Origin of the sequence: Pseudonocardia lacus (assembly GCF_018531445.1) — a bacterium.
In the GTDB taxonomy this organism is placed as follows: Bacteria; Actinomycetota; Actinomycetes; order Mycobacteriales; family Pseudonocardiaceae; genus Pseudonocardia; species Pseudonocardia lacus.
Genome location: NZ_JAHDTH010000115.1, coordinates 1 through 26,248, shown reverse-complemented (window position 1 = coordinate 26,248; position 26,248 = coordinate 1). Strand labels below are relative to the sequence as shown.

The window sequence follows — 26,248 nt, the reverse complement described above, 5'->3', positions numbered from 1 at the left end:
GCGGTTCGTGCCGCACGTGACGCTGCTGCGCAGGCGGCTGCGTCCCGGCCCGGGCGCCGTCGCCGACCCGGCCACCCCGTGGGCCGGGCGCACCGGGCCGTGGTGGCGCCCGGCCGACCTGCTGCTGGTCAGCAGCGAGCCGGCGCGCGGCGGCTCGCGGTACCGCGTCGTGCACCGGGTGCCGCTGCAGCCCGCGTGATCGTCGCCGGAGCGCCGCCCCCGGCGCCCCTCCGACCGCGGCTGGTACCGTATGTGGTGGGTCCGGCTGCAGTCCGTGGCGGCCGTGCACCGTCTCCGGCTCCCCTTCCGTGCGGGTTCCGGCATCACGGCACAGACACGAAAGAGGAGCACGTGGCACTCGACGCCGCTGAGAAGAAGACCATCCTGAACACCTACGGGGTGCACGAGACCGACACCGGGTCCCCCGAGGCCCAGGTCGCGCTGCTGACCAAGCGGATCAGCGACCTCACCGAGCACCTCAAGATGCACAAGCACGACCACCACTCGCGCCGCGGGCTGCTGCTGCTGGTCGGCCGCCGCCGCCGGCTGCTGAAGTACCTGCGCGAGGTCGACGTGGCGCGCTACCGCTCCCTGATCGAGCGCCTCGGCATCCGCCGCTGACCCTGTGGCCCGGTCCGCCTCCTGGCGGGCCGGGCCACGGTCCGATTTACTGCACGACGCACGACCGCACGACAAGACCTGCACGACAAGACGAGAACGCACTACCCGCAGCGACGACGCCACGCCTCCGGCAGACGATCCGCCGGTCCTCGGTAGTGGCTCCCGGGCACGCGACACGCAGCGCCCCGGGGGCTTCGATCGAAGACCGGCTCGGCCGAGGATCCTCCCGGTGTGGCGTGGGGTCTCCCGCTCTGACGAGGAGATGTCCACCTTCATGACCGAACCCACCGACAACGTGTACGAGACCACTGCCGTGATCGACAACGGCAGCTTCGGGACCCGTACCGTCCGGTTCGAGACCGGGCGCCTCGCGCGCCAGGCCGCCGGATCCGTCGTCGCCTACCTCGACGACGACACCATGCTGCTGTCCGCCACCACGGCGTCCAAGCAGCCCAAGGAGCACTTCGACTTCTTCCCCCTCACGGTGGACGTCGAGGAGCGCATGTACGCGATCGGCAAGATCCCCGGCTCGTTCTTCCGCCGGGAGGGCCGCCCGGGCACCGACGCGATCCTCACCTGCCGGCTGATCGACCGCCCGCTGCGCCCGTCCTTCGTCGACGGCCTGCGCAACGAGATCCAGATCGTCGTCACCGTGATGTCGCTGGACCCGCAGGACCCCTACGACGCGCTGGCGATCAACGCCGCCTCGGCGTCCACCCAGCTGGCCGGCCTGCCGTTCAGCGGCCCGATCGGCGGCGTGCGCGTCGCCCTGATCGACGGCCAGTGGATCGCCTTCCCCCAGCACGAGGACCTGCAGCGGGCCGTGTTCGACATGGTCGTCGCCGGTCGCATCGTCGGCGAGGGCGCGAACTCGGACGTGGCGATCATGATGGTGGAGGCCGAGGCCACCACCGAGACCAACGAGCTGGTCGCCGGCGGCGCGCAGGCGCCGACCGAGGAGATCGTCGCGCAGGGCCTGGAGGCGGCCAAGCCGTTCATCCGCAGCCTGTGCGTGGCCCAGCAGCAGCTCGCCGACCAGGCCGCCAAGCCCACCGGCGAGTTCAAGACCTACCCGGCCTACCAGGCCGACGTGTTCGAGGCGGTCTCCGAGACCGCGTCCGACGACCTGGCCCAGGCGCTGACCATCGCCGGCAAGCAGGAGCGCGAGTCCCGCCTCGACGAGATCAAGGCCGCGGTGCTGGACAAGGTCGGCCCGCAGTTCGAGGGCCGCGAGAAGGAGATCGGCGCGGCGTTCCGCTCGCTGAACAAGAAGCTGGTCCGCCAGCGGATCCTGCGCGACAAGGTCCGCATCGACGGCCGCGGCATCACCGACATCCGGCCGCTCTCGGCCGAGGTCGAGGTCGTCCCGCGGGCGCACGGCTCGGCGCTGTTCGAGCGCGGCGAGACCCAGATCATGGGTGTCACCACGCTGAACATGCTGCGCATGGAGCAGCAGATCGACTCGCTCGGCCCGGAGTCGCACAAGCGCTACCTGCACCACTACAACTTCCCGCCGTACTCCACCGGTGAGACGGGCCGCGTCGGCTCGCCGAAGCGGCGCGAGATCGGGCACGGCGCGCTGGCCGAGCGGGCGCTGCTGCCCGTGCTGCCCACGCGCGAGGAGTTCCCGTACGCGATCCGCCAGGTCTCCGAGGCGCTGGGCTCGAACGGCTCCACCTCGATGGGCTCGGTCTGCGCGTCCACGATGTCGCTGCTCAACGCCGGTGTGCCGCTGAAGGCGCCGGTCGCGGGCATCGCGATGGGCCTGGTCTCCGACGAGGTCGACGGCGAGACCACCTACGTCGCGCTGACCGACATCCTCGGCGCCGAGGACGCCTTCGGCGACATGGACTTCAAGGTCGCCGGCACCTCGTCGTTCGTCACCGCGCTGCAGCTGGACACCAAGCTCGACGGCATCCCGTCGGCCGTGCTGGCCGCCGCGCTGAACCAGGCCAAGGACGCCCGGCTGACGATCCTGGACGTCATCGGCGAGGCCATCGACCGGCCCGACGAGATGAGCCGCTTCGCCCCGCGCGTCGTGGCCATCAAGGTCCCGGTCGACAAGATCGGCGAGGTCATCGGCCCGAAGGGCAAGATGATCAACTCGATCACCGAGCAGACCGGTGCCGACATCTCCATCGAGGACGACGGCACGATCTACGTCGGCGCCTCCGACGGCGACTCGGCCGAGGCCGCGATCGGCATGATCAACGCGATCGCCAACCCGCAGCTGCCGAAGGTGGGGGAGCGCTTCCTGGGCACGGTGGTCAAGACCGCCGCGTTCGGCGCGTTCGTCTCGCTGGTGCCCGGCAAGGACGGCCTGGTGCACATCTCCAAGCTGGGCAACGGCAAGCGCATCGGCAAGGTCGAGGACGTCGTCAAGGTCGGCGACAAGCTCCGCGTCGAGGTCACCGACATCGACAACCGGGGCAAGATCAGCCTGATCCCGGTGCAGGAGGAGGCCGCCGCCCCGGCCGGCGACGCCACCCCCGACGCGCCCGCCGACGCCGCAGCCGATGCCCCGGCCGCCGCGCCGAGCGAGGTCCCCGCGAGTTGACCGACGTCGTGACGCCGGGGGTGGGCGTGCCCGCCCCCGGCGGCGTCTCCCGCTCGGAGTTGCCGGGCGGGCTGCGGGTGCTCACCGAGGCGGTGCCGGGCGTGCGCTCGGTGTCGCTGGGCATCTGGATCGGGGTCGGCTCGCGCGACGAGACCCCGACCCAGGCCGGTGCCGCGCACTACCTCGAGCACCTGCTGTTCAAGGGCACGACCACGCGCACGGCGTCGTCGATCGCCGAGGACTTCGACGCCGTCGGCGGCGACCTCAACGCGTTCACCGCCAAGGAGCACACCTGCTACTACGCGCAGGTGCTCGACACCGATCTGCCGCTGGCCGTGCGGGTGCTGGCCGACGTCGTCACCGACGCGCTGCTCACCCCGGCCGACGTCGAGCTGGAGCGCGGGGTGGTCCTCGAAGAGATCGCCATGCGCGACGACGACCCCGAGGACCTGCTCGGCGAGCTGTTCGACGAGGTCATCTTCGGTGAGCACCCGCTGGGTCGGCCGGTCATCGGCTCCGAGGAGTCGATCCGCGGCATGCGCCGCGACGTCCTGCACGACTTCTGGCGCGGGGAGTACACCACCCCGCGCATGGTCGTGGCCGCGGCCGGCAACCTCGTGCACGCCGAGGTCGTCGAGCTGGTCGGCAGCGCGCTGGCCGCCGCGTCGGCCAGGGCGGGCTCGGCCTCCCCGTCCACCCCACGCCGCGGCGAGGGGTTCGTCCTGGCGCCCGCGCCGGGGCTGGTGCTGCGCCCGGACGACACCGAGCAGGCCCACCTGATGCTCGGCGTGCCCGGCGTGAGCCGGCACGACCCGAGGCGCACCGCGCTGTCGGTGCTCAACACCGCGCTCGGCGGCGGCCCCAGCTCGCGGCTGTTCCAGGAGGTCCGTGAGCGCCGCGGGCTGGCCTACTCGGTGTACTCCCAGCACATCGGCTACGCCGACGCCGGCGTGCTCAGCGTGTACGCCGGCTGCGCCCCCGACCGCCTCGACGAGGTCACCAAGGTGGTCCGTTCGGTGCTGGCGGAGGTCGCCGCCGACGGGCTCACCCCGGCCGAGATCGCCCGCGCCCAGGGCAACCTGCGCGGCGGGCTGGTGCTGGGGCTGGAGGACACCCCCTCGCGGATGAACCGCCTCGGCCGCTCCGAGCTCGACCACGGCCGCCAGCGCACGATCGCCGAGAGCCTCGACCGGATCTCCGCGGTCACCGCCGAGGAGGTCGACGAGGTGGCCCGCGAGCTGCTCTCGGCCCCGCTCACGGTCGCCGTCGTCGGCCCGTACGACGACGAGGAGGACCTCCCGGGTACGGTCCGGGACCCATGACCCTGCTCGCCGGCCTGCTGGTCGCCGTCGGAATCGTCGGGATCCTGCTCCCGGTGCTGCCCGGACTCCTCCTGGTGCTCGCCGGGATCGCCGTCTGGGCGATCCCCCGCGGCGACCAGCTGGGCTGGATCGTGCTCGGCATCGCCGCCGCGATCATCGTGCTCGGCAGCGTGGCCAAGTACCTGCTGCCCGGCCGGCGGATGAAGGAGTCCGGCGTCCCCACCCGGTCGATCGTCGTCGGCGCGGGGCTGGGGATCGTCGGGTTCTTCGTGATCCCGGTGGTCGGGTTGTTCGTCGGCTTCCCGCTGGGCGTGTACCTGTCCGAGCTGGCCCGCCTCGGCGACAGCTCCAAGGCCTGGCCCTCCACCCGCAAGGCCCTCGGCGCCGTCGCGTTCAGCATCCTGCTGGAGCTGGCCACGGGCCTGCTCGCGGCCGGCGTCTGGATCGCCGCCCTGCTCTTCTTCGCCTGACGGGAGCGGCTGGGCGCGGGGTTGGACGAGAGCCGCTCTCGTCCAACCAGCACGGGCGTCTGGCCGTCGAGAACGACGTTGTCGTGATCAACAGGCCCTCTTGATCACGACAACTTCGTTCTCGACGGTGGCCCCGCGCTGCGAGGCCGGCGGCAGGTCGCGACCCCTCAGCCTCGGGCGAAGTCGGCGGGGCGGAACTTCCCGTCGGCCAGCTTGCCCTCGATCTGCTCCAGGCTCCGCCCCGTCAGGTCGGGCATGCGCAGCCACACGAAGATCCAGGCGGCGACGTTGAAGCCCGCGTAGAGCCACATCGACGGGCCCACGCCGATGGCTTGGATGAGGCTGAGCAGGGTCAACGTGATGAGCAGGTTGGTGGCCCACAGGGTGGCCGACTGGGCGGCGGTCGCGGCGGGGCGAACGGCCAGGGGGTAGATCTCGGAGCCGGTCAACCAGCCCATCAGTTGCAGGCCGCCTGCGTTGAAGAGCATGAACACGACCAGGCAGGCGATGATCCAGGGGGCGCCCTGTCCGCCGCCGACCCCGGCGACGAACAACGCGCCGAGCGCGGCCAGTGCGGCCGCGGCACCGGGGATCATGATGAGGGTGAGGCGGCGGCGGCCGACCCGGTCGATGATGGCCAGTCCGACGAGTTGGGCGACCAGGTAGGACACGCCGAGGGCCACCGAGACGAGCAGGGCGGCGGAGTCGTCGAAGCCGTTGTCGGTGAGGATCGTCGGTGAGTAGTAGACGATCATCTCGATGCCGCTGAGCTGGGTGAAGATGGCGATGCCGCAGCCGACGACCAGAGCGGGGCGCACCCAGGCGGCGCGCAGCCCCGACCAGCGCGGGTGCGGGCCCGCTGCTCCTCCGCGGCGAGGTCGACGACCTCCCGCAACTCGGCGTCGACGTCGTAGCCGTCGGGTCGCACGCGCTCCAGCACGTCGCGCGCCGCGTCCCGGTCGTCGTTCTTGGCCAGCCAGCGCGGGCTCTCGGGCAGCCGCAGCAGCAGCACGAGCATCAGCGCGGCGGGGGCGGCGGCGCAGCCGACCGCGATGCGCCAGTCCACGGCCTCCGCGGCGCCGACGATGGTGGCGATCACGATGCCGACGCCGATGGCGATCTGGAAGCAGAGCACGAGCCGGCCGCGGTAGCGCGGAGGGGCGAGCTCGGCGACGTACATCGGCGCGGTCTGGGTGGCGCCGCCCACCGCGAACCCGAGCACCAGGCGCCCCAGCGACAGCAGCAGCGGGTTCGGTGCCAGCGCCGCCCACACCGCGCCGACCACGAAGACGATCGCGACGAGCACGAGCGTGCCGCGCCGGCCGCGGCGCTCGGACAGGCGGCTGCAGATCAGCGCACCCAGCACGGCGCCGAGCAGGATGCTGGCCGCGATCACCTGTTCGAGGATGTGGTCGATCCCGAACTCGTCGGTGATCTGCAGCAGCGCCCCGGAGATGATCCCGGTGTCGTAGCCGTAGAGCAGCCCGGAGATCGCCGAGACCAGGGCCACCGCGACGACCGGCCCGGTGAGCCCGCCGCCGGCGTCCCGGTCGGTGGAGGCACCCTCCGCCTGTGATGTGGCCACGCACGCTCCGCTCCGTCACCCGATGATCGGCTCGCGGACGGTAACCCGCCGTCGCCGCCGTCGCCCGCGCTGGCGCCGGCACCTCATAGGGTGTGCGGCGTGATCAGGGTGGGCGTGCTGGGCGCGCAGGGCCGGATGGGTTCGCAGGTGTGCGAGGTCGTCGAGGACGCCGACGACATGGAGCTCGTGGCGCGCATCGACGAGGGCGACTCGCTCGCCGATCTGGTGGCCGGCGGGGCCGAGGTCGTCGTCGACTTCACCCATCCCGGGGTGGTCATGACCAACCTGCGCTACTGCCTCGACCACGGCATCGCCGCGGTCGTCGGGACCAGCGGGTTCTCCGGTGAGCGCCTGGACGAGCTGCGCGGCTGGCTCGCCGGCACCCCCGGCCACGTGCTGGTGGCCCCGAACTTCGGGGTCGGGGCGGTGCTGATGATGCAGTTCGCCCGGCAGGCGGCGCGGTTCTTCGACTCGGTCGAGGTGATCGAGCTGCACCACGCGGGCAAGGTCGACGCCCCTTCGGGCACGGCGACGCGCACCGCCTCGCTGATCGCGGCCGCCCGCGCGGAGGCCGGTCTCGGCCCGGTGCCCGACGCCACCACGTCGGAGCTGCCCGGCGCCCGCGGGGCGGACGTCGACGGCGTCCACGTGCACTCCGTGCGCCTGCCCGGCCTGGTGGCGCACCAGGAGGTGCTGCTCGGCGGGCCAGGGGAGGCGCTGACCATCCGGCACGACTCGTTCGACCGGGCCTCGTTCATGCCCGGCGTCCTGCTGGCCGTGCGCGGCGTCCGCGACCGCCCCGGCCTGACCGTCGGCCTGGAACCCCTCCTCGGTCTGGAGTGACCGCGGCCGCCGTCAGTCCTCCAGCTTGAGGTCCAGGGAGCCGACCAGGCGGACCTCGCGCAGGGTGCCGTCGCCGGTGTCGAGCACGCGCACGGTGCCGTCGGGCTCCCAGCCGACCCGATGGTAGAACGAGCGCGACGCCGCGTCGGCCTCCGGCACCCAGGCCAACCCGTAGAGGGCGCCCGCGTTGAACAGGGCGTGCGCGGCGGTGGCGAGCAGCCGGCCGCCGTGCCCGCGCCGCCCCCACCGCGGCTCGACGAGCAGCGCCCCGATCTCGGCCCAGTGCTCGGGGCCGATGCCCGAGGGCCCGTCCGCCGGCGGCTCGCTCGCGCCCGTCGGGACCTGGGCCGGAGCGGCGGCGCAGAACCCGACCGTCCACGCCCCCTCGGTGGCGACGAGCACGTGGCTGCCGCCGCCGACCGCGACCGCCGCCGACCAGGCCTTGCGCGCCTCGGGCGAGCGCAGCTGGGCGAGGGCGGCGGGCGGGACGAGCTCGGCGTAGGCCGCCTCCCACGTCGTCGCCTGGATCCGGACGATCTCCTCGACGTCTGCGGCGGCGGCCGGTCGGACCGCGGCGATGGCCATGGCCCCAGGATTCCCCATGCGCCGCCGGGCGGCGGGAAGGGGTTGTCGTCGACGCAGCGTCAACCGGCACAGTGGCCCGCATGAGCACGAACCCCGCCGACCAGCCCCACCTGGGCGTGGACCCCGTCATCGACACCGCCATCTACCCGATGCCGATGTTCCTCCGCCTGGAGGTCTCCGACCTGGCGCGCAGCCGCGCCTTCTACACCGAGGCGCTCGACATGATCGAGCTCGCCGTGCTCGGCCCGCCCGGGGAGCCGTTCGTGGTGCACCTGCGCCGCTGGCGCTACCAGGACATCCTGCTCGTGCCCGCGCGTGGGCCGGTCTCGCCCGCGGTGGGGCTCGGGCTGTCGCTGGCCGCCGAGCACGACGCCCTGGCCGGGCTGGCCGAACGGGCGCGGGCGTTCGGCGCGACCGTGGAGGGCCCGGCCGACACCCCGTGGAACACCGCCGACGTCACCGTGACCGATCCCGACGGCCTGCGGATCACCTACACCGCGCAGCGGCCGGTGGAGCGCCGCGACGCCGAGTTCGAGGCGATGGTCCGCGACAGCGGCGTGGTCGGTCGGGACTGACGCGGCGCGCCCCGCCGAAGGGACGGGCGACAGCGGTCGTTCGCCATGGCAACGTTCTGGGCGTGCCAGCTGACGAGGGCGCCCGGCGGGGCGGGGCGGTGGCCTGGCTCGCGCTGGGCGTGGTCTACGTGATGTGGGGCTCGACCTACCTGGCCAACCGGCTGATCATCACCGAGGTGCCGCCGCTGCTGGGCAGCGCCGCCCGGTTCCTGGTCGGCGGCGGGCTGTTGGCGCTGGTCGTGCTCGCGGTGGCCGGGCGGCGGGCGTTCCGGATGTCGTGGGCGCAGCTGGGCACCACGGCCCTGTCCGGCGTGCTGCTGCCGGCCTGGGGCAACGGGCTGGTCGTGCTGGGCCAGCAGCACGTGGCGTCGGGGATGGCGGCGCTGCTGATCGCCTCGGTGCCGCTGCACATCGTGGTGCTGCGCGCCCTCACCGGCGACCGCCCCCGTCCGGCCACGGTCGGCGGTGTCGCCGTCGGCGTGGCCGGACTGGCGGTGCTGCTGCTCGCGGGGCCCTCCGCGGGCTCGGGCGGCACCGTCGGGACGGCGTGGTGGGGCCCGTGGCTGGTGGTCCTGGCCGCGGTCGGCTGGGCGGGCGGCACGTTCGCCACCACCCGGCTGCCCGTCCCGGCGAACCCGTTCGCGCTGGCCGCAGTGCAGATGCTGACCGGCGGGCTGGTGCTGACCGTGGCCGCCGCCATCGCCGGCGACCGCGTCGACCTGGCCGCCCTGTCGTCGCGGACCTGGTGGGCCTGGGCCTACATGGCCGTCGTGGTGTCGCTGGGCGCGTTCAGCGCCTACGCCTACGCGCTGGCCTCGCTGCCGGTGTCCACGGTGGCCACCTACGCCTACGTCAACCCGGTGATCGCGGTGCTGCTCGGGGTCGTGGTCGTGGGGGAGCGGTTCTCGCCGGTGCAGCTGCTGGGCGGGGCGGTGGTGCTGGTGGCCGTGGTCCTGGTGGTGCTGGCCGAGCGGCCGGCCCGGAAACGTCGGGGGTCCCTGGCACCATCACCCCCGTGAGCGCTGCGAGAGCGGAGACGATGAGTCCGGCCGTTGCCCGGCGCGCGGCACTGGCCGCGCAGGGGTTCGCGGCCCCCACCCCGAGCGGCCCGATCACCCGCCGCCACCTGCTGCGCACCCTCGAGCGCATCCGCCTGCTCCAGCTCGACTCGGTCAACGTCGCCGTCCGCGCCCACTACATGCCGCTCTACAGCCGGCTGGGCCCCTACGACCGCGACCTGGTCGACGACGCCGCCTGGACGCACTCGTCGCGCCGCCCGCGCCTGCTGGTCGAGTACTGGGCGCACGAGGCGAGCCTGCTGCCCCCGGCCGACTGGCCCCTCCTGCAGACCGCCGCCCGCAGCCGCGGCTGGTGGCGCCACTACGGCGTACTCGCCGACCAGCAGCCCGCTCTCGTCGAGGACGTGCTGGCCGCCGTCAAGGAGCTCGGGCCGGTCGGCGCGGGCGAGCTGGAGAAGGCACTCGGCGGGGTGACGAAGCCGCGCCCGCCCGGGGCCACCTGGTGGGAGCGCTCCGACGTCAAGCGCATCTGCGAGTACCTGTTCGGCCTCGGGCAGCTCACCACCGGCTCCCGACGGCACTTCCAGCGCCTCTACGACCTGCCCGAGCGCGTCCTCCCGCCGGAGGTCCTCGCGCTGCCCCCGGTCGACGACGACGAGGCCGCCCGCGCGCTGGTGCTGCGGTCCGCCTCGGCGCTGGGCGTGGCCACCGAGCCCGACCTGCGCGACTACTACCGCCTCAACCCCGCCCGCAGCCAGGCCGCGGTCGCGGCGCTGGTCGACGCCGGCGCGCTGCAGCCGGTCACCGTGCGCGGCTGGCGCCACCCGGCCTACCGCGCGCTCGACGCCAAGCTCCCCCGCCGGATCACCGGCCGCGCGTTGCTGTGCCCGTTCGATCCGCTGATCTGGGAGCGCGACCGCGCCGAGCGGCTGTTCGGCTTCCGCTACCGCATCGAGATCTACGTCCCCGAGCCCAAGCGGCAGTACGGCTACTACGTCTTCCCGTTCCTGCTCGACGGCGAGCTGGTGGCCCGCGTCGACCTCAAGTCGGACCGCGCCGCCGGGCTGCTGCGGGTGCCCGGAGCGTTCGTCGAGCCTGGCGCCGACGTGGCGCGGGTCGCGGCCGAGCTGGCCGCCGAGCTGGTCACGATGGCGCAGTGGCTGGGCCTGAGCGGCGTGGTCGTGGGCGAGCGGGGCGAGCTGGCCCCGGCCCTCGCGGCGGCCGTCGCCGTCGCCGACCCGGCCTGACGCACCACCGGCCCGGCCGCCCACGGGAGTGGCGGCCGGGCCGGGGACGGCGGATCCCCCCGGATCCGCCCGTCGTGTGGTCCTGCGTGCACCTGCGCGGTGCGTTGTGGACCGCCGGGCCGGCCGCCGTGCCCCCAGGGGCGGCCGGCCCGGCGGCCGGCGGGCCCCCAACCCGCCGGCCGGTTTGCTCAGACGGTGACCGCGGATCGGGTCACCAGGACGTTGCCGCTGCCGGTGCGTCCCCGCACCTTCAGCCCGGTGGGCGTGGCCGGGGCGGTGTCGCCGACCTGCAGGTCGCTGCGGACGTGCCCGGAGCCGGAGGTCAGGTCGAGCTCGGCGCCGACCCCCGGGTGCACGCCGACCTGCAGCCGGCCCGAGCCGCTGGTCAGCTCGATGCGCCCGGCGCGGGCGTCGGCCACGGAGATGTCGCCGGAGCCGGAGCGCACGCGCAGGTCGGCGGAGACCTCCCCGACGCCGATCTCCCCGCTGCCCGTCTTGATCTCGGTGTGGCCGCCGACGCCGCCCAGCCGCACGGCGCCCGAGCCGCTGCGCACCCGCGCCCGCCCGCTGATCGGGCCGACGTCGATGGCGCCGCTGCCGGTGCTCACGTCGGCGTCGCCCTGCACGGCCTGCACGGTGGCGTCGCCGCTGCCGCTGCGCACGGCGGCCCACCCGGCCTCACCGGTGACCCGGACGTCGCCGGCGCCGGTGCGCGCGGACAGCCGCGAGCGCGGCGGCGCGGTGACCGTGACGGCCAGCGGCACGACCCGCAGCGGCAGCTCCGACGGCGACTTGACGACCAGCCGTCGGCCGGTCTCCGACCAGCTGATCTCGGTGGCGCGCACGGCCTCGGCGGCGAGGTCGCCGAACTGGCCGCGGCCGGTCTGCGTGCCCAGCCAGCCGAGGATGCCCGACAGGCCCTGCGTCCAGGTGTTGCCGGCCGAGGGGTCGTGGCGCACCTCGACGCGCACCTCGCCGGTCTGCTGCTCGTCGCCGCCGTTCTGATCGTCGAGGTGGACGGTGATGCGCCCGACGTCGATCGACAGCTCCAGCTCGGCGGGGCCGTCGACGGCCCAGGACTGCTGGCGCACCGGCGTGGGGCCGGCGTCGCCGTCGGCCGGTCCGGACGCCCACGCGGGCGGCTCGACCGGCTCCACGGGCTCCTCCGGCTCGGCCGGTTCCACGGGCTCGACCGGCTCCGCTGCCTCCACGGGCTCAGTCGGCTCCACGGGCTCTACGGGCTCGACCGGCTCAACGGGCTCGACCGGCTCGTGCTTCTCGAAGTCCGCCATCTCGTTCACCCCTCCACCCAGCCGCGCAGGCGGCGGTCGCGGTCGTCGGACCAGCGGTCCTGGCGGTCCTGGCGGTCGCGGTGGTGCCGATCGCGGTGGCGCCGGCGCGGGTCGTGCCCGGACAGCGCGTCCTGCACGGCCTGGGCGACCCACGAGTTCAGCGACTGCCCGCGCGACGCCGCGGCCTGCTCGGCCTGGCTCTTGATCTGCTCGACCAGCCGCAGCGTGATCCGGCTGATGTCACCGGCGTCGGCGGTCGGGCCGAAGCCGCCCGGGAACCCGCCGCCGCGGAACGGCGGCTCGTCGTCCGGGGGCTGCTCGGCACCGCGGTCGGCGCTGACGGCGACGCGCACGTCGCGACCGTCCAGCCGGACCTCGACCTCCCGGTCCTCCAGCGCGGCGGTGACCTCGGCGGCCAGGTCGGACAGGGCGTTCATGATGGCCAGCCGGGCGGCCGGCTCGATGGCGGAACCGAGCAGGGCAGCGGTGTTTCGCGTCTGCTCGTCCCCGGCCGCGGCGGCGGACGCGAGGTCCTCCCGCAGCTGTGCGACGTACTTGCTCAGATCCATGACACCACTGTGGCGTCACGTCTGACGCCAGTCAAGGAATTGGTGGCGCCAATCTGGCGGTGGTCGTGATGTCAGGTGATGTCACGTCGTCGGCGCCCCTGTCGACCGGGCTCCCGATCGGCTCGCGGTCGGTCGCGCAGCGTCGCGGTTTAGGCTCCCCACCATGCCGGAGACCGTGCCCCTTGGCGTCCACCTCGTCGCGAAGACCGAGTTCGTCGCCCCGCCGGACGTCCCGTGGAGCACCGACGCCGACGGCGGCCAGGCGCTGGCCGAGTTCGCCGGCCGGGCCTGCTACCAGTCGTGGAGCAAGCCCAACCCGGCCACCGCCACCAACGCCGGCTACCTGCGCCACATCCTGGAGGTCGGCCACCTCTCGGTGCTGGAGCACGGCACGGTCAGCTTCTACCTCACCGGCCTGTCGCGCAGCCTCACCCACGAGCTGATCCGCCACCGGCACTTCTCCTACAGCCAGCTCTCCCAGCGCTACGTCCCCGAGCGCGACGCGGCCATGGTCGAGCCCGAGGTCATCGCCGCCGACCCGGAGCTGCACGAGAAGTTCCGGGAGGCCTCCGCGGCGGCGCTGAAGGCCTACGAGGAGCTGCTGGAGGGCCTGGAGAAGCGCTTCGCCGACGTCCCCAACGGCACCCTGCGCCGCAAGCAGGCCCGCCAGGCGGCGCGGGCGATCCTGCCCAACGCCACCGAGACCCGCATCGTCGTCACCGGCAACTACCGGGCGTGGCGGCACTTCATCGCCATGCGCGCCACCGAGCACGCCGACGTCGAGATCCGCGCGTTGGCCGTCGAGTGCCTGCGCCGGCTGCAGCACGAGGTGCCCAACGTGTTCAACGACTTCGAGATCGGCACCCTGGAGGACGGCACCGAGATCGCCTCCAGCCCGTTCGTGACCGAGGGCTGAGACGCCGACCGGTCACCCCGCGTAGGTTCGTCGGCATGAACCTCGCCGCCGACGAGCGGGCCGCCATCTGCGCCGAGTTCGAGCGGTCCGGTCCCGACAAGCCCACGCTGTGCGCCGGCTGGAACACCCACGACCTGCTGGCCCACCTGCTGGTCCGCGAGCGCCAGCCGTGGACGGCCCCTGGCCTGCTGGTGCCGGCGCTGGGACCGGTCGTCGACAAGGCCATGCGCGGCTACGCCGACACCCCGTGGCCGGAGATGATCGACCAGTTGCGCCATGGCCCGCCGGCGTGGTCGCCGTTCCGCATCGGCAAGGTCGACGAGATGGCCAACGGCGCCGAGTTCTTCGTCCACCACGAGGACGTGCGCCGCGGCGAGCCGGGCTGGGAGCCGCGCCCGCCGGACGCCGCCCGCGACGACCACATCTGGGACGTGCTCGGGCGCACCGGCAAGCTGGCGTTCCGCCGCAGCCCGTCCGGCATCGTGCTGCGCCGCCCGTCCGGCGAGCAGCAGGTCGTCAGCACCGGCCGGGGCGTGGTGACGATCGTCGGCGAGCCGGGGGAGCTGCTGCTCGTCGCGTTCGGGCGCTCGGCCGCGCGCGTGCAGTGGGAGGGCGATCCGGCCACAGTGGAATCCGTCGTCGCGTCCGATCGGGGGATCTGACCCGGACGGGATCCCACCCCCGTTCCCGCACTGCCACATTCCTCAGCCATGGCGGTTGCGGACGGTGAACAGGCGTGAGCGGCAAGGGGTCGGTGGTGCGGCGCCGGATCCTCGGCCGGGAGCTGCGCAGGCTGCGGGAGCGCGAGGGCTTCACCCTCGAAACGGCGGCGCCGCGGCTGGAGTGGTCGGTCAGCAAGCTGGGGCGCATCGAGGGCGGGCAGCAGTCCGTCGACGTGCACTCCGTCAAGAGCATGCTCGACCTGTACCAGGAGAGCGAGCGCTGGGAAGAGCTGCTCGACTTCACCCGCGAGGCCCGCGCGCCGGGGTGGTGGCGGGCGTACGGGGTCGGGAACAACTCCTACGTCGACTTCGAGGCCGAGGCCGTCTCGGTGCGGGAGTACACGGTCGACTTCGTCCCCGGACTGCTGCAGACCGCCGACTACAGCAGGGCGATGTTCGTCGCCTCGGCAGTACGGCGTAGCGCCGACCAACTCGCCGATGAGATCGCGGTGCGCACGATCCGGCAGCGACGGCTGGTCTCGACCGACGATCCGATCGCCCTTGACGCCGTGATCAACGAAGACGTGCTGCATCGGCCGGTCGGAGGGCCGGACGTGCTGCGCAAGCAGTTGCACGGCCTGGCGGAAGCCGCTGAGTTGCGCTCGGTGGTCCTCCGGGTGCTTCCGCGTCAGATCGGCGCACACTGCGCCATGGGCTCGGGATTCACCATCCTGAACTTCGGCGACATCGGCGAACCGGAACTGGTCTACGTCGAGCACGGGCTCGGAGCTTTGCTGATGGAGAAGAAACGAGATGTCGACCGGGCTACGCTGTCGTTCGAGAGGCTGCGGTCCGCCGCGCTCAGCCCCGAGCAGTCGCTGGCGCTGATCCGGAGGGCCGCCGAACAGCTCTGACCGGAGGCGGCCGTGGACCACATCGACCCGCAGTGGCGAACCAGCAGCTTCAGCGGCAACAACGGCAACAGCTGCGTCGAGGTGGCGTTCCTCCCCGAGGGTTCGGTGGGCGTGCGCGACACCAAGGACCGCACCCGACCGCCGCAGCACCACTCCGCGGCGGCCTGGGCCGGCTTCGTGCGCGACATCCGCGCCGACCGCTTCACCAGGAGGTGAGCGACATGGACGCCGTGACGGCGGGCTGGCGGACCAGCAGCTTCAGTGGTAACAGCGGCAACAGTTGCGTCGAGGTGGCGTTCCTGCCCGAGGGCACGGTCGGGGTGCGCGACACCAAGGACCGGTCCCGCGAGACGCAGAGCTACTCCGCCGCCCAGTGGTCGGCCTTCGTCTCCGCCGTACGCACGGGGCAGTTCGCCCGGTAACCGGGGTTGTCCACAGCCCCGACCGGCGCGGGGGGCGTCGCGCGGGCCGCGAGCGGTACCGTCAGGCCATGAGCCCCGCCGCCTCCGACCCCGTTCGGGCACCCTTCGGTCGTGTACTGACGGCCATGGTCACGCCGTTCGACGGGGAGGGCCGGCTCGACCTGGGGCGCGCCGAGGAGCTCGCCGACCACCTCGTCGAGCTGGGCAACGACGGGCTCGTCGTCAACGGCACCACCGGTGAGGGCCCCACCACGACCGACGGGGAGAAGGCGGCGCTGGTGCGCGCCGTCGTCGGCGCCGTGGGCGATCGGGCCACGATCGTCGCCGGGGCCGGCACCTACGACACGGCCCACAGCATCCACCTCGCGAAGGAGGCGGAGAAGGCCGGCGCCGACGGCCTGCTGGTGGTCACCCCGTACTACTCGCGCCCGCCGCAGTCCGGCCTGCTGCTGCACTTCACCGCCGTCGCCGACGCCACCGGGCTGCCGGTGCTGCTCTACGACATCCCGCCGCGCAGCGTCATCCCCATCGAGATCGAGACGCTGCAGAAGCTGGCCGAGCACCCGCGCATCGTCGGGGTCAAGGACGCCCGCAACGACCTGCGCGTCGGCACCGAGGCCATCGCCACCACGTCCCTGGCGTACTACTCCGGCGACGACCCGGTCAATCTGCCGTGGCTCTCGGTCGGCGCGGTCGGGTTCGTCAGCGTGCTGGGCCACGTCGTCGCCGACCGCCTGCGCGACATGCTGACCGCGTTCGAGGCGGGCGACAACACCACCGCGCGCACGCTGCACGCCGGGCTCGTGCCGCTGATCCACGCCATGGGCGCCGTCGGCGGCGCGGTGTTCTCCAAGATCGCGCTGCGGCTGCGCGGCCTCGACGTCGGCAGCACCCGCCTGCCCCTCCCACCGGCCACCGACGAGCAGGTCGAGCTCGTCGCCGCCGGGCTCACCGCGGCCGGGGTCCCGTTGGACCAGGTCGCCACCGACACCCTCGGCCGCCGCCGGGCCGAGCGCGGTCGGGGCGCGCTCGGTGCCCGCGCCGCGGCCGACCTGGGTGCGGAGATCGCCTACCGGTGATCGTCCGCCCGTTCCCGATGCGGTGCCGCGACGGCGCCGCGAGACCACTCTGCGAGGACTATCTGTGAGTCGCCCTCCCGCACGGTCCGACCGTCCGCGGTCCGACCGCCGCTCCCGGCCGCCCCGGCGCGACCAGCGCCGGCCCAGCCAGGCCCCGCCCGAGGACGTCAACCGCGAGGAGCTGCCCGCCGGCCCCCCGCCCGAGCTGCCCGAGGGCGCGCTGCGGGTCGTGGCGCTGGGCGGGATCGGCGAGATCGGCCGCAACATGACCGTCTTCGAGTTCGGCGGCCGACTGCTCATCGTCGACTGCGGGGTGCTGTTCCCCGCCGAGGACTCCCCGGGCGTCGACCTGATCCTGCCCGACTTCCGGGCCATCGAGGACCGCCTCGACGACGTCGAGGCGGTCGTGCTCACCCACGGCCACGAGGACCACATCGGCGCGGTCCCGTTCCTGCTGCGCCAGCGCCCCGACCTGCCCATCGTCGGGTCGCGGTTCACCCTGGCCCTGGTCGCGGAGAAGTGCCGCGAGCACCGGCTGACCCCGCGCCTGCACGAGGTCAAGGAGGGCGACCGCAACACGCACGGCGTGTTCGACTGCGAGTACTTCGCGGTCAACCACTCCATCCCCGACGCGCTGGCCGTGGCCATCCGCACGCCGGCCGGCCTCGTGCTGCACACCGGCGACATCAAGCTCGACCAGCTCCCGCTCGACGGCCGGCTCACCGACCTGGCCGGGTTCTCCCGGCTCGGCGACGAGGGCGTCGACCTGTTCCTGGTCGACTCCACCAACGCCGACGTGCCCGGCTTCGTGATCGCCGAGCGGGAGATCGGCCCCGTGCTCGACGGCGTGTTCCACCGCTCGCCGTCGCGGATCATCGTGGCCTGCTTCGCCAGCCACGTGCACCGCGTGCAGCAGGTACTCGACGCCGCGGTCGCGCACGGGCGCCGGGTGGCGCTCGTCGGCCGGTCGATGGTGCGCAACATGGGCCTGGCCGCCGAGCTGGGCTTCCTCAACGTCCCCGACGGCCTGCTCATCGACATCGACCAGGCCCTCGACCTGCCCGACGACCAGCTGGTCATCGTCTCGACCGGGTCGCAGGGCGAGCCGCTGTCGGCGCTGGCCCGGATGGCCCGCGGCGACCACCGCTCGGTGCGGATCATGCCGGAGGACACGATCATCCTGGCCAGCTCGCTGATCCCGGGCAACGAGACCGCCGTCTTCGCGGTGATCAACGGGCTCAACCGGCTCGGTGCGTCGGTGGTCCACCAGGGCACCGCCAAGGTGCACGTCTCCGGCCACTCGCCGGCCGGCGAGCTGCTGTTCCTGTACAACGCCGTGCGCCCCAGCAACGTCATGCCGGTGCACGGCGAGTGGCGCCACCTGCGCGCCAACGCCGCGCTGGCCGTGCGCACCGGCGTCCCGGAGGACAGCGTCGTGCTCGCCGAGGACGGCGTCGTCGTCGACCTGGTCGAGGGCCGCGCCGAGATCACCGGGCGGGTCGACGTCGGCCGCGTCTACGTCGACGGGCTCGCCGTCGGCGACATCGGCGAGTCCACCCTGGGCGACCGGCTCGTGCTCGGGGAGGGCGGCTTCATCTCCATCACCGTCGCCGTCGACGCGAACACCGGCCGCGCGGTCTCCCGACCGACGCTGTCGGGGCGCGGCTTCTCCGACGACCCGAAGGCGCTCGACGCGGTGCTGCCGCTGGTGGAGGACGAGCTCAGCCGCACCGAGCAGGAGGGCATCACCGACCCGCACCGGATCGCCCAGTCGGTGCGCCGGGTCGTCGGGCGCTGGGTGGGCGAGACCTACCGCCGCCGTCCCATGATCGTCCCCACCGTCCTCGCGGTCTGAGGTCCGTCGAGAACGACGTTGTCGTCATTGTGGACCGGTCCACCGCGCGACAACGTCGTTCTCGACGGCGCCGTGCGGCATGGTTGCTGACGTGACCGCGCCGGGGCTGTGGTTCGAGCAGGTCCGCGCCGACGGCGACGACCTGGCCCCGCGCCCGCCGCTGGACGGCGACACCGACGTCGACGTCTGCATCGTGGGCGCCGGCTTCACCGGCCTGTGGACGGCGCACTCGCTGCTGCGCGCCGACCCCACGGTCCGCGTGCTCGTCGTGGAGCGGCGGATCGCCGGGTTCGGGGCCAGCGGGCGCAACGGCGGCTGGTGCTCGGCGCTGTTCCCCGCCTCGACCGCGGCGCTGGCCCGCAGGCACGGCGAGCGGGCCGCCGCGGCGATGCGGGCGGCCATGCGCGACACGGTCGACGCGGTCGGCGAGGCGGTCGCCGAGGAGGGCATCGCCTGCGACTGGGTCAAGGGCGGCACCGTCGTGCTGGCCCGCACCCCGGCGCAGCTGGCCCGGGCGCGCGCGGAGGCGGCGGCCTCCGACGAGGAACGGCTGCTCGACCGGGACGAGGCGGTGGCGCTGGTCGGGGCCACCGACGTCCTGGGGGCCACCTTCACCCCCGACTGCGCCCGCGTCCAGCCGGCCCGGCTGGTTCGCGGGCTCGCCCGGGCCGTCGAGCGGCGGGGCGGGCGGATCGTGGAGTCCACCCGGGCGCTGCGCCTGGCTCCCGGCCGGGTCGTGACCGACCGGGGCGTCGTGCACGCCCGCCACGTCGTGCGGGCCACCGAGGCCTGGAGCGCCGACATGGCGGTCCGCTCGGTGGTCCCGGTGTACTCGCTGATCGTGGCCACGCGGCCGCTGCCGGCGTCGTTCTGGGAGCGCGCCGGCCTGGCCGGCGGGCAGACGTTCTCCGACCACCGCCACCTCATCGTCTACGGCCAGCGCACCGCCGACGACCGGCTCGTCTTCGGCGGCCGCGGGGCGCCCTACCACTGGGGCTCGCGCATCCGCCCGGAGTTCGACCACGACCGGCGCATCTTCACCGGTCTGCGCGCCGCCGCCCGCGAGCTGTTCCCGCAGTTGGGCCCGGACGACTTCACCCACGCCTGGGGCGGCCCGCTGGGCATCCCGCGCGACTGGCACGCCGGCGTCACGCTCGGCCCCGACGGCCTCGGCCGGGCCGGCGGCTACGTCGGCGACGGCGTCGGCACGGCGAACCTCGCCGGCCGCACGCTCGCCGCGCTGATCCTCGGCCGCGACGACCCGATCACCCGGCTGCCCTGGGTCGGGCACCGCTCCCGGCGCTGGGAGCCCGAGCCGCTGCGCTGGCTGCTGGTCAACGCCGGGCTGCGGCTGATGACGCTGGCCGACGCGGAGGAGCGGCTGACCCGGCGGCCGAGCGTCGTCGCGGCGGCGCTGTCGCGGGCCCTCGGCGGCTGACCGGTGCGGAGCATCGCGCGGTGACCGACGACCAGCGCGGCGGCTCGGGCCCCGCCGATCGGGACGCCCCGGACGTGCGGATCGTGCACCTCGACGGGCCGACCTTCCGGGCCCTCGCCGACGGCGACCTCGCCGCCGCGAACGCGACGAGCCCGGTCCCGCTGCCGGCCTACTTCGCGGGCCCGGACTGGCGCGGCGTGTGGCGGATGCGCAGCCGGCAGGTCGCCGCCGACCCGGCCGAGGCGGGGTGGGTCACCGGGGTCGTCTGGGACCGGCGGCGGGCGCTGGCCGTCGGTCGGGCCGGCTACCACGGCCCTCCCGACGCCGCCGGCATGGTGGAGATCGGCTACGCGATCGCGCCCACCCACCGCCGTCGCGGCTACGCCCGCGCGGCGCTGGAGGTCCTGCTGCGGCGCGCCGCCCGGGAGCCGCAGGTGCGCACGGCGCGGGTCACGATCGCACCCGACAACGAGGCGTCGCGCAGGCTCGCGGCGCAGTACGGCTTCGTCGAGGTGGGGACGCAGTGGGACGACGAGGACGGCCTGGAGGTCGTCTACGAGGTGCCGGTCGAAGGCCCGGCGCCCGACGCGTTCAGCGGCTGACCACCCGATCCCGGGGCGCCGGCGCGCAGCCGCTGCAGGGCCAGGACGTGCAGTCCGAAGGCGAGCGGCACCGCGGCGGTCGGGATCAGCGCCAGCGGCGGCACGCCGATCGCCGCCATCGTCGGCTGCACGCCCAGCAGCCCGGCGGCCGTGCCGACGGTCAGGGCTATCACCAGGTCGAGCATGCCCAGCACGGTGAACCACACGGGCCCGCGCCCGGCGGTGCCCGCACGCATCCGGCGGGCCACGAACACCGCCGCCACGCCGACGGCCACGTCACCGATGCCGGCCGGCAACGCGAACACCGGCGGCAGCCCACCGGCCGCCATCACCAGCAGGAAGACCCCGCCCACCACGCGTGGCGCCTGCGCGGCGACCAGCATCGCCGGGACGTGCGGCCCGGCGAGGGCCCGTGCCACGACCGGCACCCTGGCGACCAGCAGCACGGCCGCCAGCACCCCGACGAAGGTCACCGCGAACCACGGCCGGGGGGCCGACGGGTCCTGCCGGTAGGCCCCCGCCGCGGCGAGCAGGCCGCTCACCACCACCCAGGCCAGCCACACCGCGGTGAGGGCCGCGCCCATGGCCACCCCGGTCGACCGCGGCAGTCCGACGGCCACGGCCATCCGGCTCGAGCCGGTTGCCAGGACCAGGGCCATGGCCGCGAACCCGGCCCCGACCACCACCCACACGACGACGTCCACGCGACACTCCTCCGAAACGTTGAGTTCATTGCTGAACACAGTGTTCGGTTCTGGTGGGTAGGCTCACCACGACCAATCCGTCGCGGACGTGCGGTTCGGGACGGATCCGCGGAACTGTCCGGGAGACGACGTGGTCGACCACGACCGTCGCGTGCGGCGCACCCGCCGGGCCCTGCACGAGGCGCTGATCGCGCTGGTCCTCGAACGCGGCTACGACCGGCTGACCGTGCAGGACGTCCTCGACCGCGCCGACGTCGGCCGCTCGACCTTCTACGCGCACTACCGCGACAAGGAGGCGCTGCTCACCGCCACCTTCGACGACATGCGCGCCCAGTTGCAGCGCGACGTCGACGCGCAGACCGGCGGCGACCCCCTCGACCCGGCCCGCCCGGCCGGGCTGCTGTTCGCCCACGCCCACCGCAACCAGCGCGTCTACCGCGCGCTGTGCGGTCGGGAGGGCGGCACGGTCGTGCTGCGCCACCTGCACCGGATGCTGGCCGAGGTGCTGACCACGCAACTGGGCCCGCACCTGCCCGCGGGGTCACCCGTGCCGATCGGCCTCGTCGTCGAGTTCTGCACGAGCGCCGCGCTGGGCCTGCTGGTCCGCTGGATCGACGACGGCTTCCCCGACGACCCGCGCACCATGACCGCCGGCTACCGCGCCCTCTGCCTCCCCGGCGTGCGCGCGGTGGCCGGTGGACTCGTCGCCGATGAAGCGCAGATGTGGCTACAATGATGCTTTCCAATGTGGCTACGGAGGATCATGGAGATCGGGATCCGCGAGCTGCGTGACGGGCTCAGTGCCCATCTCGCGCAGGTCCGGCAGGGCAACACCGTCACAGTCACCGACCACGGCCGGCCGATCGCCAGGATCGTGCCGATCGATCGCCCGACCCGACTCGAGCAGCTCCGGGCCGAGGGCCGGGTGCGCCCCGCCCGTCGACGCAAGATGCCGGCGCCGGAGCCCGTGCCGGCGAGCGGATCGGTCAGCGACCTCGTCGACGAGCAGCGCCGGTGATCGGTTACCTGGACACGTCGGCGTTCCTGCCGTTGCTCGTCACCGAGCCCACCAGCGGCGCCTGCCGGCGGTTCTGGAACGACGCCCATGCCGTGGTGTCGGTACGGCTCATGTACGTCGAAGCGGCGGCCGCCCTCGCCCAGGCGAACCGGATGGGACGCATCGACACCGGTGCCCATGGGCAGGCACTGCGCCGACTCGACCGGCTGTGGGGCGAGATGGACGTGATCGATGTCGACGAGCCCCTTGTCGCGACCGCGGCCGACATGGCCAACGCGCTCGCCCTCCGCGGGTACGACGCGGTCCACTGCGCGGCCGCGGCGCTCCTGGCCGATGACGACCTGGTGGCCGCGGCCGGCGACCAGAAGTTGCTCGCCGCCTGGAGCAAGGCGGGCGTGGCCACTTACGACACCACCGGTGAGCCCTGAGCTCAGAGGCGGAACTCGGTATCCGCAGGCAGCACCGCCGTGTCCATCTGGGCCTTCTGCAGCGTCCCCGCGTAGTCCCAGTTCATCGACTGCCAGCGGGTGAACTGGTCGAGCACCCACACCCCGGACTGGCGGCTGCCGTTGCCCGAGCGGCCGTTGCCGCCGAAGGGCAGGTGGGCCTCGGCGCCGGAGGTCGAGTTGTTCACGCTGACCATCCCGGCGCGGCACCGCTCCCGGAACCGGAAGGCGTGCGCCGGGTTCGTCGTGTAGATGGCCGCGGACAGCCCGTAGCCGTGCCCGTTCGCCAGGTCGACGGCCTCGTCGAAGGTGTCGAAGGTCGCCACGCCGACGATCGGGCCGAACGTCTCGGTCCGGTAGATGTCGTCGTCGGCACGCACGCCGTCGACGATCGTGGGGTGGGCGAACAGGCCCGCGTCCGGGTCGCCGACGAAGCCCTCCCGCGGGTTGGCCGCGGTGATGCGGCCGGTGCCGGTGGAGCCGTGCAGGGTGTGGTGCGGGCGGACCAGGTCGAGGTGGCGCCCGAACGACTCCAGGAACCGCCGGCTGATCATCGGCCCGTACAGCACGTCGGCGGTGGGGTCGCCGATCGCGGCCGAGCGCACCGCGGCGTCGAGGCGGCGCAGGAACTCGTCGTGCACGTCGCGGTGCGCGATGACGGTGCCCAGTGAGGTGCAGCGCTGGCCGGCGGTGCCGAAGCCGGAGAACAGGGCGCCCTCGACGGCCAGATCGAGGTCGGCGTCGGGCATCACGACCAGCGGGTTCTTGCCGCCCAGCTCCAGGCACGGGACCTGCAGGTGGCGCCCGGCCAGCTCGCCGATGCGCACCCCGACCGCGGACGAGCCGGTGAACCCGATCTTGTCGACCAGGCCGGCGTCCAGCGCGGCGGACAGGCCCTCGAACGTCGTCGCGCCGTCGGCCAGCACCGTCTGCAGCACGCCCGCGGGCAGCCCGCCGCGCTGGAACAGCTCGGTGAAGGCGGCGGCGATCGCCGGCGTGTACTCGGCCGGCTTCCAGACCACCGTGTTGCCGCACAGCAGCGCCGGCACCAGGTACCAGGACGGCACCGCGACCGGGAAGTTGCCCGCGGTCACGATCACCGCCGCGCCGACCGGGGTGCGGAAGGTGAACAGCTGCTTGTCCGACATCTCGCTGGGCACGGTCTGCCCGTAGAGCCGCCTGCCCTCGCCGGCGAAGAACGTGCAGGTGTCGATGACCTCCTGCACCTCGCCGCGCGACTCGGCCAGCGGCTTGCCGATCTCGCGGGTGACCAGCCGCGACAGCGCCTCCTTGTTGGCCTCGAACAGCCGCCCGATCTGCTCGACGACCCGCCCGCGCACCGGGGCCGGCACCGCGGCCCACCCGTGCTGCGCCTCCCGGGCGGTGCGGCACGCGTCGACGAAGCCGGCCGCGTCGGTGAGTTCGGCCTCGCCGACGACCTCGTCGGTGTTCGCCGGGTTCACCGAGGTGAGCCGGGAATCGGTCGCGGTCGTGGTGGTCACTTGGCACCCTCCGGGAGCACGACGTCGGACCCGGCCGCGGCGGCGGTGATCGCCGCCACCGCGAGGCCCAGCTCATCCTCGCCGATGCTCAGCGCGGGGCGCAGCCGCACGGAGCGCTCCCCGTTGGGCAGCACCAGCACCCGGCCGCGGTGCAGCCGCTCGACGACGGCGTCGCGCTCGTCGCGGGTCGGCAGGTCGAAGGCCACGAACAGGCCGCGGCCGCGGACGTTGTCGATGCCCGGCACCGCGCGCAGGTCGTCGAGCAGCCGCTTGCCCAGCACGGCGGCACGCTCGACGAGCCCCTCGGCCTCGATGACCTCCAGGTAGCGCCGCGAGCGCACCATGTCGGTGAGGTTGCCGCCCCAGGTCGAGTTGATCCGCGAGGGCACCTCGAACACGTTGCCCGCCACCTCGTCCACCCGGCGGCCGGCCATGATCCCGCAGACCTGCAGCTTCTTGCCGAACGCCACCACGTCGGGCTCCAGCCCCAGCTGCTGGTAGGCCCACGCCGTGCCGGTCATGCCGCAGCCGGTCTGCACCTCGTCGAGCACGAACAGGGCGTCGTGCTCGCGGCACAGCGCCTGCATCGCCCGCAGGAACTCCGCGCGCAGGTGGTTGTCGCCGCCCTCGCCCTGGATCGGCTCGGCGATGAAGCAGGCGATGTCGTGCGGGTGCGCGGCGAACGCGGCGCGCGCCTGGGTCAGCGCCCGCTCCTCCGCCTCCACGACGGCTGCGAGGTTGGCCCGGCCCTCGGCGCTGTCGTCGAGCGGGAAGCGGATCGCCGGCACGTCGATCCGCGGCCAGTCGAAGATCGGGAAGCGCTCGGTCTTGCGCGGGTCGGTGTTGGTCAGCGACATGGTGTAGCCGCTGCGGCCGTGGAAGGCCTTGCGCAGGTGCAGCACCTGCGTGCCCAGCTCGGCCGGGCGGCCGTGGGCGGCGTTGTGCAGCCGCTTCCAGTCGAACGCCGTCTTCAGCGCGTTCTCCACCGCCAGCGCGCCGCCCTCGACCAGGAACAGGTGCGGCAGCGCCGGGTCGCCCAGCACCCGGGCGAACGTCCGCAGGAACTCCGCCTGCGCGACGGTCGCGATGTCGGAGTTCGACGGCTTGTTCACCGCGACCTCGGTCAGCTCGGCCAGGAACGCCGGGTCGCCGGTCAGCTCCGGCGGGTTCATGCCCAGCGGCGCGGAGGCGAAGAAGCTGAACAGGTCGAGGTGGCGCGCCCCGTCGCGGGCGTCGACCAGCCAGGAGCCCCGGCTGGCCCGGGTGTCGAGGACGAGGTCGAAGCCGTCGACGAGGATGTGGCGCCGCAGCGTCTCGTGGACGTCCGCGGCGGCGAGCGGGCCCGGTGAGGTCATGGGAGAAGTGTCGGGAGCCCGCGCGTCGACGCGCAGCGGGCAGAGCGTCGGGATCGCCCGACGAACTGCCACGATTGCGCCGTGGCGCCGACGAACCGTCAGATCGACGATCTCGACCGGGCCCTGCTCGCCCTGCTGGCCGCCGACGGGCGCGCGACCATGGCGCAGCTCGGCCGCGGGGTCGGTTTGTCGCGCACGGCCGTGCTGGCCCGCGTGCAGCGGCTGGAGCGGGCCGGGGTGATCCGCGGCTACCGCGCCGACGTCGTGCTGCCCGACGAACCCCGCGCCCACCGGGCCCGCGTCGGCATCGTGATCCGCACCCCCGACGTCGCCGGCTACGTGCGGCGGCTGGTGGCGCTGGACGGCGTCAGTGAGGTCGAGACGGTCACCGGGGAGTACGACCTGGTCGTGCTGCTGGCCGCGGACAGCGCCGAGGACCTCGACACGGTGCTCGACCGGATCTCCGGGTGGTCGGAGACCGTGCGCACCACGACGTGGGTCGTGCTGCGCCGCTACCGGTAGCCGGCCAGGAGGAAGGCCGCCACGGCGACCAGCACCAGCAGCAGCCCGGCGGCCAGCCCGACGACCCAGCGGCGGCCGCGGTCGTCGAGCCGGCCCGGGGGCGGGCCGGCGGGCCGGCCGCCGCGGCG

29 protein-coding genes and 1 pseudogene are annotated in these 26,248 nt (G+C 73.9%); 22 read left to right on the top strand and 8 right to left on the bottom strand.

Going from position 1 to position 26,248, the window contains the following annotated elements; genetic code table 11:
• The 5 genes from KIK08_RS23075 to KIK08_RS23055 all read left to right on the top strand — a co-directional run.
• The coding region (locus tag KIK08_RS23075) for a 2'-5' RNA ligase family protein (RefSeq protein WP_408004710.1) at nt 1-199 on the top strand (199 nt) is incomplete at its 5' end.
• A gap of 152 nt (nt 200-351) precedes the next feature.
• A complete protein-coding gene (gene rpsO / locus KIK08_RS23070; protein WP_214405319.1) occupies nt 352-621 on the top strand; it encodes a 30S ribosomal protein S15 in 270 nt (89 codons plus the stop codon).
• Nucleotides 622-895: 274 nt separating this feature from the next.
• Nucleotides 896-3,178, top strand: coding sequence for a polyribonucleotide nucleotidyltransferase (locus KIK08_RS23065; RefSeq protein WP_214405318.1), 2,283 nt, complete (start codon nt 896-898; stop codon nt 3,176-3,178).
• Nucleotides 3,175-4,500 carry a M16 family metallopeptidase gene (locus KIK08_RS23060; RefSeq protein WP_214405317.1) on the top strand — a complete coding sequence of 442 codons (1,326 nt, stop codon included), beginning with the start codon at nt 3,175-3,177 and terminating at the stop codon, nt 4,498-4,500. The genes KIK08_RS23065 and KIK08_RS23060 overlap by 4 nt, the downstream gene beginning before the upstream one ends.
• On the top strand, nt 4,497-4,970 hold the full coding sequence (locus tag KIK08_RS23055; RefSeq protein WP_214405316.1) for a DUF456 domain-containing protein: 474 nt from the start codon (nt 4,497-4,499) through the stop codon (nt 4,968-4,970). Before KIK08_RS23060 ends, KIK08_RS23055 begins: the two co-directional genes overlap by 4 nt.
• Nucleotides 4,971-5,137: 167 nt before the next feature.
• Here the strand turns inward: KIK08_RS23055 and KIK08_RS23050 are convergent, their stop codons facing one another.
• Nucleotides 5,138-5,950: an MFS transporter gene (locus tag KIK08_RS23050; protein ID WP_328516854.1), complete on the bottom strand. Its 813-nt coding sequence runs from the start codon at nt 5,948-5,950 to the stop codon at nt 5,138-5,140.
• Nucleotides 5,836-6,480, bottom strand: a pseudogene (locus KIK08_RS23045) (MFS transporter); the annotation flags it as partial. The pseudogene KIK08_RS23045 and the gene KIK08_RS23050, both read right to left, overlap by 115 nt.
• 174 nt (nt 6,481-6,654) lie before the next feature.
• Here KIK08_RS23045 and dapB point away from each other — a divergent pair.
• Nucleotides 6,655-7,398 carry a 4-hydroxy-tetrahydrodipicolinate reductase gene (gene dapB, locus KIK08_RS23040; RefSeq protein WP_408004709.1) on the top strand — a complete coding sequence of 248 codons (744 nt, stop codon included), beginning with the start codon at nt 6,655-6,657 and terminating at the stop codon, nt 7,396-7,398.
• A gap of 12 nt (nt 7,399-7,410) precedes the next feature.
• Here the strand turns inward: dapB and KIK08_RS23035 are convergent, their stop codons facing one another.
• Nucleotides 7,411-7,983 (bottom strand): GNAT family N-acetyltransferase, encoded by a 573-nt coding sequence (locus tag KIK08_RS23035; RefSeq protein ID WP_214405312.1) that lies wholly within the window; start codon nt 7,981-7,983, stop codon nt 7,411-7,413.
• A gap of 80 nt (nt 7,984-8,063) precedes the next feature.
• Here KIK08_RS23035 and KIK08_RS40210 point away from each other — a divergent pair, with 80 nt between their 5' ends.
• The 3 genes from KIK08_RS40210 to KIK08_RS23025 all read left to right on the top strand — a co-directional run bounded on the left by KIK08_RS40210 (nt 8,064) and on the right by KIK08_RS23025 (nt 10,824).
• Nucleotides 8,064-8,558: a VOC family protein gene (locus KIK08_RS40210; protein ID WP_250557631.1), complete on the top strand. Its 495-nt coding sequence runs from the start codon at nt 8,064-8,066 to the stop codon at nt 8,556-8,558.
• A 62-nt stretch (nt 8,559-8,620) separates the two neighbouring features.
• Entirely contained in the window at nt 8,621-9,577 is a 957-nt protein-coding gene (locus KIK08_RS40205; protein WP_308257819.1) for an EamA family transporter, read from the top strand.
• Between the two features lie 20 nt (nt 9,578-9,597).
• A complete protein-coding gene (locus KIK08_RS23025) occupies nt 9,598-10,824 on the top strand; it encodes a winged helix-turn-helix domain-containing protein (RefSeq protein ID WP_214405322.1) in 1,227 nt (408 codons plus the stop codon).
• Nucleotides 10,825-11,012: 188 nt separating this feature from the next.
• Here KIK08_RS23025 and KIK08_RS23020 read toward each other — a convergent pair whose 3' ends face one another.
• On the bottom strand, nt 11,013-12,116 hold the full coding sequence (locus tag KIK08_RS23020; RefSeq protein ID WP_250557638.1) for a DUF4097 family beta strand repeat-containing protein: 1,104 nt from the start codon (nt 12,114-12,116) through the stop codon (nt 11,013-11,015).
• 5 nt (nt 12,117-12,121) lie between these two features.
• Nucleotides 12,122-12,685, bottom strand: a complete 564-nt coding sequence (locus KIK08_RS23015; protein WP_214405309.1) for a toxin-antitoxin system HicB family antitoxin — start codon at nt 12,683-12,685, stop codon at nt 12,122-12,124.
• Nucleotides 12,686-12,848: 163 nt separating this feature from the next.
• On the opposite strand from KIK08_RS23015, the gene thyX reads away from it, so the two are divergent.
• The 9 genes from thyX to KIK08_RS22970 all read left to right on the top strand — a co-directional run bounded on the left by thyX (nt 12,849) and on the right by KIK08_RS22970 (nt 20,573).
• Nucleotides 12,849-13,601, top strand: a complete 753-nt coding sequence (thyX, locus tag KIK08_RS23010; RefSeq protein WP_214405308.1) for an FAD-dependent thymidylate synthase — start codon at nt 12,849-12,851, stop codon at nt 13,599-13,601.
• 35 nt (nt 13,602-13,636) lie between these two features.
• Nucleotides 13,637-14,263, top strand: a complete 627-nt coding sequence (locus KIK08_RS23005) for a TIGR03085 family metal-binding protein (RefSeq protein WP_214405307.1) — start codon at nt 13,637-13,639, stop codon at nt 14,261-14,263.
• 74 nt (nt 14,264-14,337) lie between these two features.
• On the top strand, nt 14,338-15,177 hold the full coding sequence (locus KIK08_RS23000; protein ID WP_214405306.1) for a DUF5753 domain-containing protein: 840 nt from the start codon (nt 14,338-14,340) through the stop codon (nt 15,175-15,177).
• Nucleotides 15,178-15,189: 12 nt separating this feature from the next.
• Nucleotides 15,190-15,393, top strand: coding sequence for a DUF397 domain-containing protein (locus KIK08_RS22995; RefSeq protein WP_308257818.1), 204 nt, complete (start codon nt 15,190-15,192; stop codon nt 15,391-15,393).
• Between the two features lie 5 nt (nt 15,394-15,398).
• On the top strand, nt 15,399-15,599 hold the full coding sequence (locus tag KIK08_RS22990) for a DUF397 domain-containing protein (RefSeq protein ID WP_214405305.1): 201 nt from the start codon (nt 15,399-15,401) through the stop codon (nt 15,597-15,599).
• A gap of 68 nt (nt 15,600-15,667) precedes the next feature.
• On the top strand, nt 15,668-16,678 hold the full coding sequence (gene dapA / locus KIK08_RS22985) for a 4-hydroxy-tetrahydrodipicolinate synthase (RefSeq protein ID WP_214405304.1): 1,011 nt from the start codon (nt 15,668-15,670) through the stop codon (nt 16,676-16,678).
• A gap of 181 nt (nt 16,679-16,859) precedes the next feature.
• Entirely contained in the window at nt 16,860-18,533 is a 1,674-nt protein-coding gene (locus tag KIK08_RS22980; RefSeq protein WP_250557636.1) for a ribonuclease J, read from the top strand.
• Nucleotides 18,534-18,624: 91 nt separating this feature from the next.
• Complete coding sequence (locus KIK08_RS22975) at nt 18,625-19,971, top strand: NAD(P)/FAD-dependent oxidoreductase (RefSeq protein ID WP_214405302.1); 1,347 nt, start codon at nt 18,625-18,627, stop codon at nt 19,969-19,971.
• A gap of 20 nt (nt 19,972-19,991) precedes the next feature.
• Nucleotides 19,992-20,573 carry a GNAT family N-acetyltransferase gene (locus tag KIK08_RS22970; protein WP_308257817.1) on the top strand — a complete coding sequence of 194 codons (582 nt, stop codon included), beginning with the start codon at nt 19,992-19,994 and terminating at the stop codon, nt 20,571-20,573.
• Here the strand turns inward: KIK08_RS22970 and KIK08_RS22965 are convergent.
• Nucleotides 20,525-21,277: a DUF8737 domain-containing protein gene (locus tag KIK08_RS22965; RefSeq protein ID WP_214405301.1), complete on the bottom strand. Its 753-nt coding sequence runs from the start codon at nt 21,275-21,277 to the stop codon at nt 20,525-20,527. The two genes, KIK08_RS22970 and KIK08_RS22965, sit on opposite strands and share 49 nt — an antisense overlap.
• A gap of 130 nt (nt 21,278-21,407) precedes the next feature.
• Between KIK08_RS22965 and KIK08_RS22960 the strand changes: the two genes are divergently transcribed.
• From KIK08_RS22960 to KIK08_RS22950, 3 genes are read left to right on the top strand one after another with little or no spacing between them, the layout of a single operon-like run.
• Nucleotides 21,408-22,013 (top strand): TetR/AcrR family transcriptional regulator, encoded by a 606-nt coding sequence (locus KIK08_RS22960; RefSeq protein ID WP_214405300.1) that lies wholly within the window; start codon nt 21,408-21,410, stop codon nt 22,011-22,013.
• Nucleotides 22,014-22,040: 27 nt separating this feature from the next.
• The gene (locus KIK08_RS22955; protein WP_214405299.1) at nt 22,041-22,295 is read left to right on the top strand and encodes a type II toxin-antitoxin system Phd/YefM family antitoxin; all 255 of its coding nucleotides are present in this window, start codon (nt 22,041-22,043) and stop codon (nt 22,293-22,295) included.
• Nucleotides 22,292-22,723 (top strand): type II toxin-antitoxin system VapC family toxin, encoded by a 432-nt coding sequence (locus KIK08_RS22950; protein WP_214405298.1) that lies wholly within the window; start codon nt 22,292-22,294, stop codon nt 22,721-22,723. Before KIK08_RS22955 ends, KIK08_RS22950 begins: the two co-directional genes overlap by 4 nt.
• Nucleotides 22,724-22,725: 2 nt before the next feature.
• On the opposite strand, the gene KIK08_RS22945 is transcribed toward KIK08_RS22950, so the two are convergent.
• Both KIK08_RS22945 and lat read right to left on the bottom strand, forming a co-directional pair.
• Nucleotides 22,726-24,243: an aldehyde dehydrogenase family protein gene (locus tag KIK08_RS22945; protein ID WP_214405297.1), complete on the bottom strand. Its 1,518-nt coding sequence runs from the start codon at nt 24,241-24,243 to the stop codon at nt 22,726-22,728.
• The gene (gene lat, locus KIK08_RS22940) at nt 24,240-25,598 is read right to left on the bottom strand and encodes an L-lysine 6-transaminase (protein ID WP_214405296.1); all 1,359 of its coding nucleotides are present in this window, start codon (nt 25,596-25,598) and stop codon (nt 24,240-24,242) included. Before lat ends, KIK08_RS22945 begins: the two co-directional genes overlap by 4 nt.
• 81 nt (nt 25,599-25,679) lie before the next feature.
• Here lat and KIK08_RS22935 point away from each other — a divergent pair, with 81 nt between their 5' ends.
• Nucleotides 25,680-26,120: an Lrp/AsnC family transcriptional regulator gene (locus tag KIK08_RS22935; protein WP_214405295.1), complete on the top strand. Its 441-nt coding sequence runs from the start codon at nt 25,680-25,682 to the stop codon at nt 26,118-26,120.
• Nucleotides 26,121-26,248 lie beyond the last annotated feature (128 nt).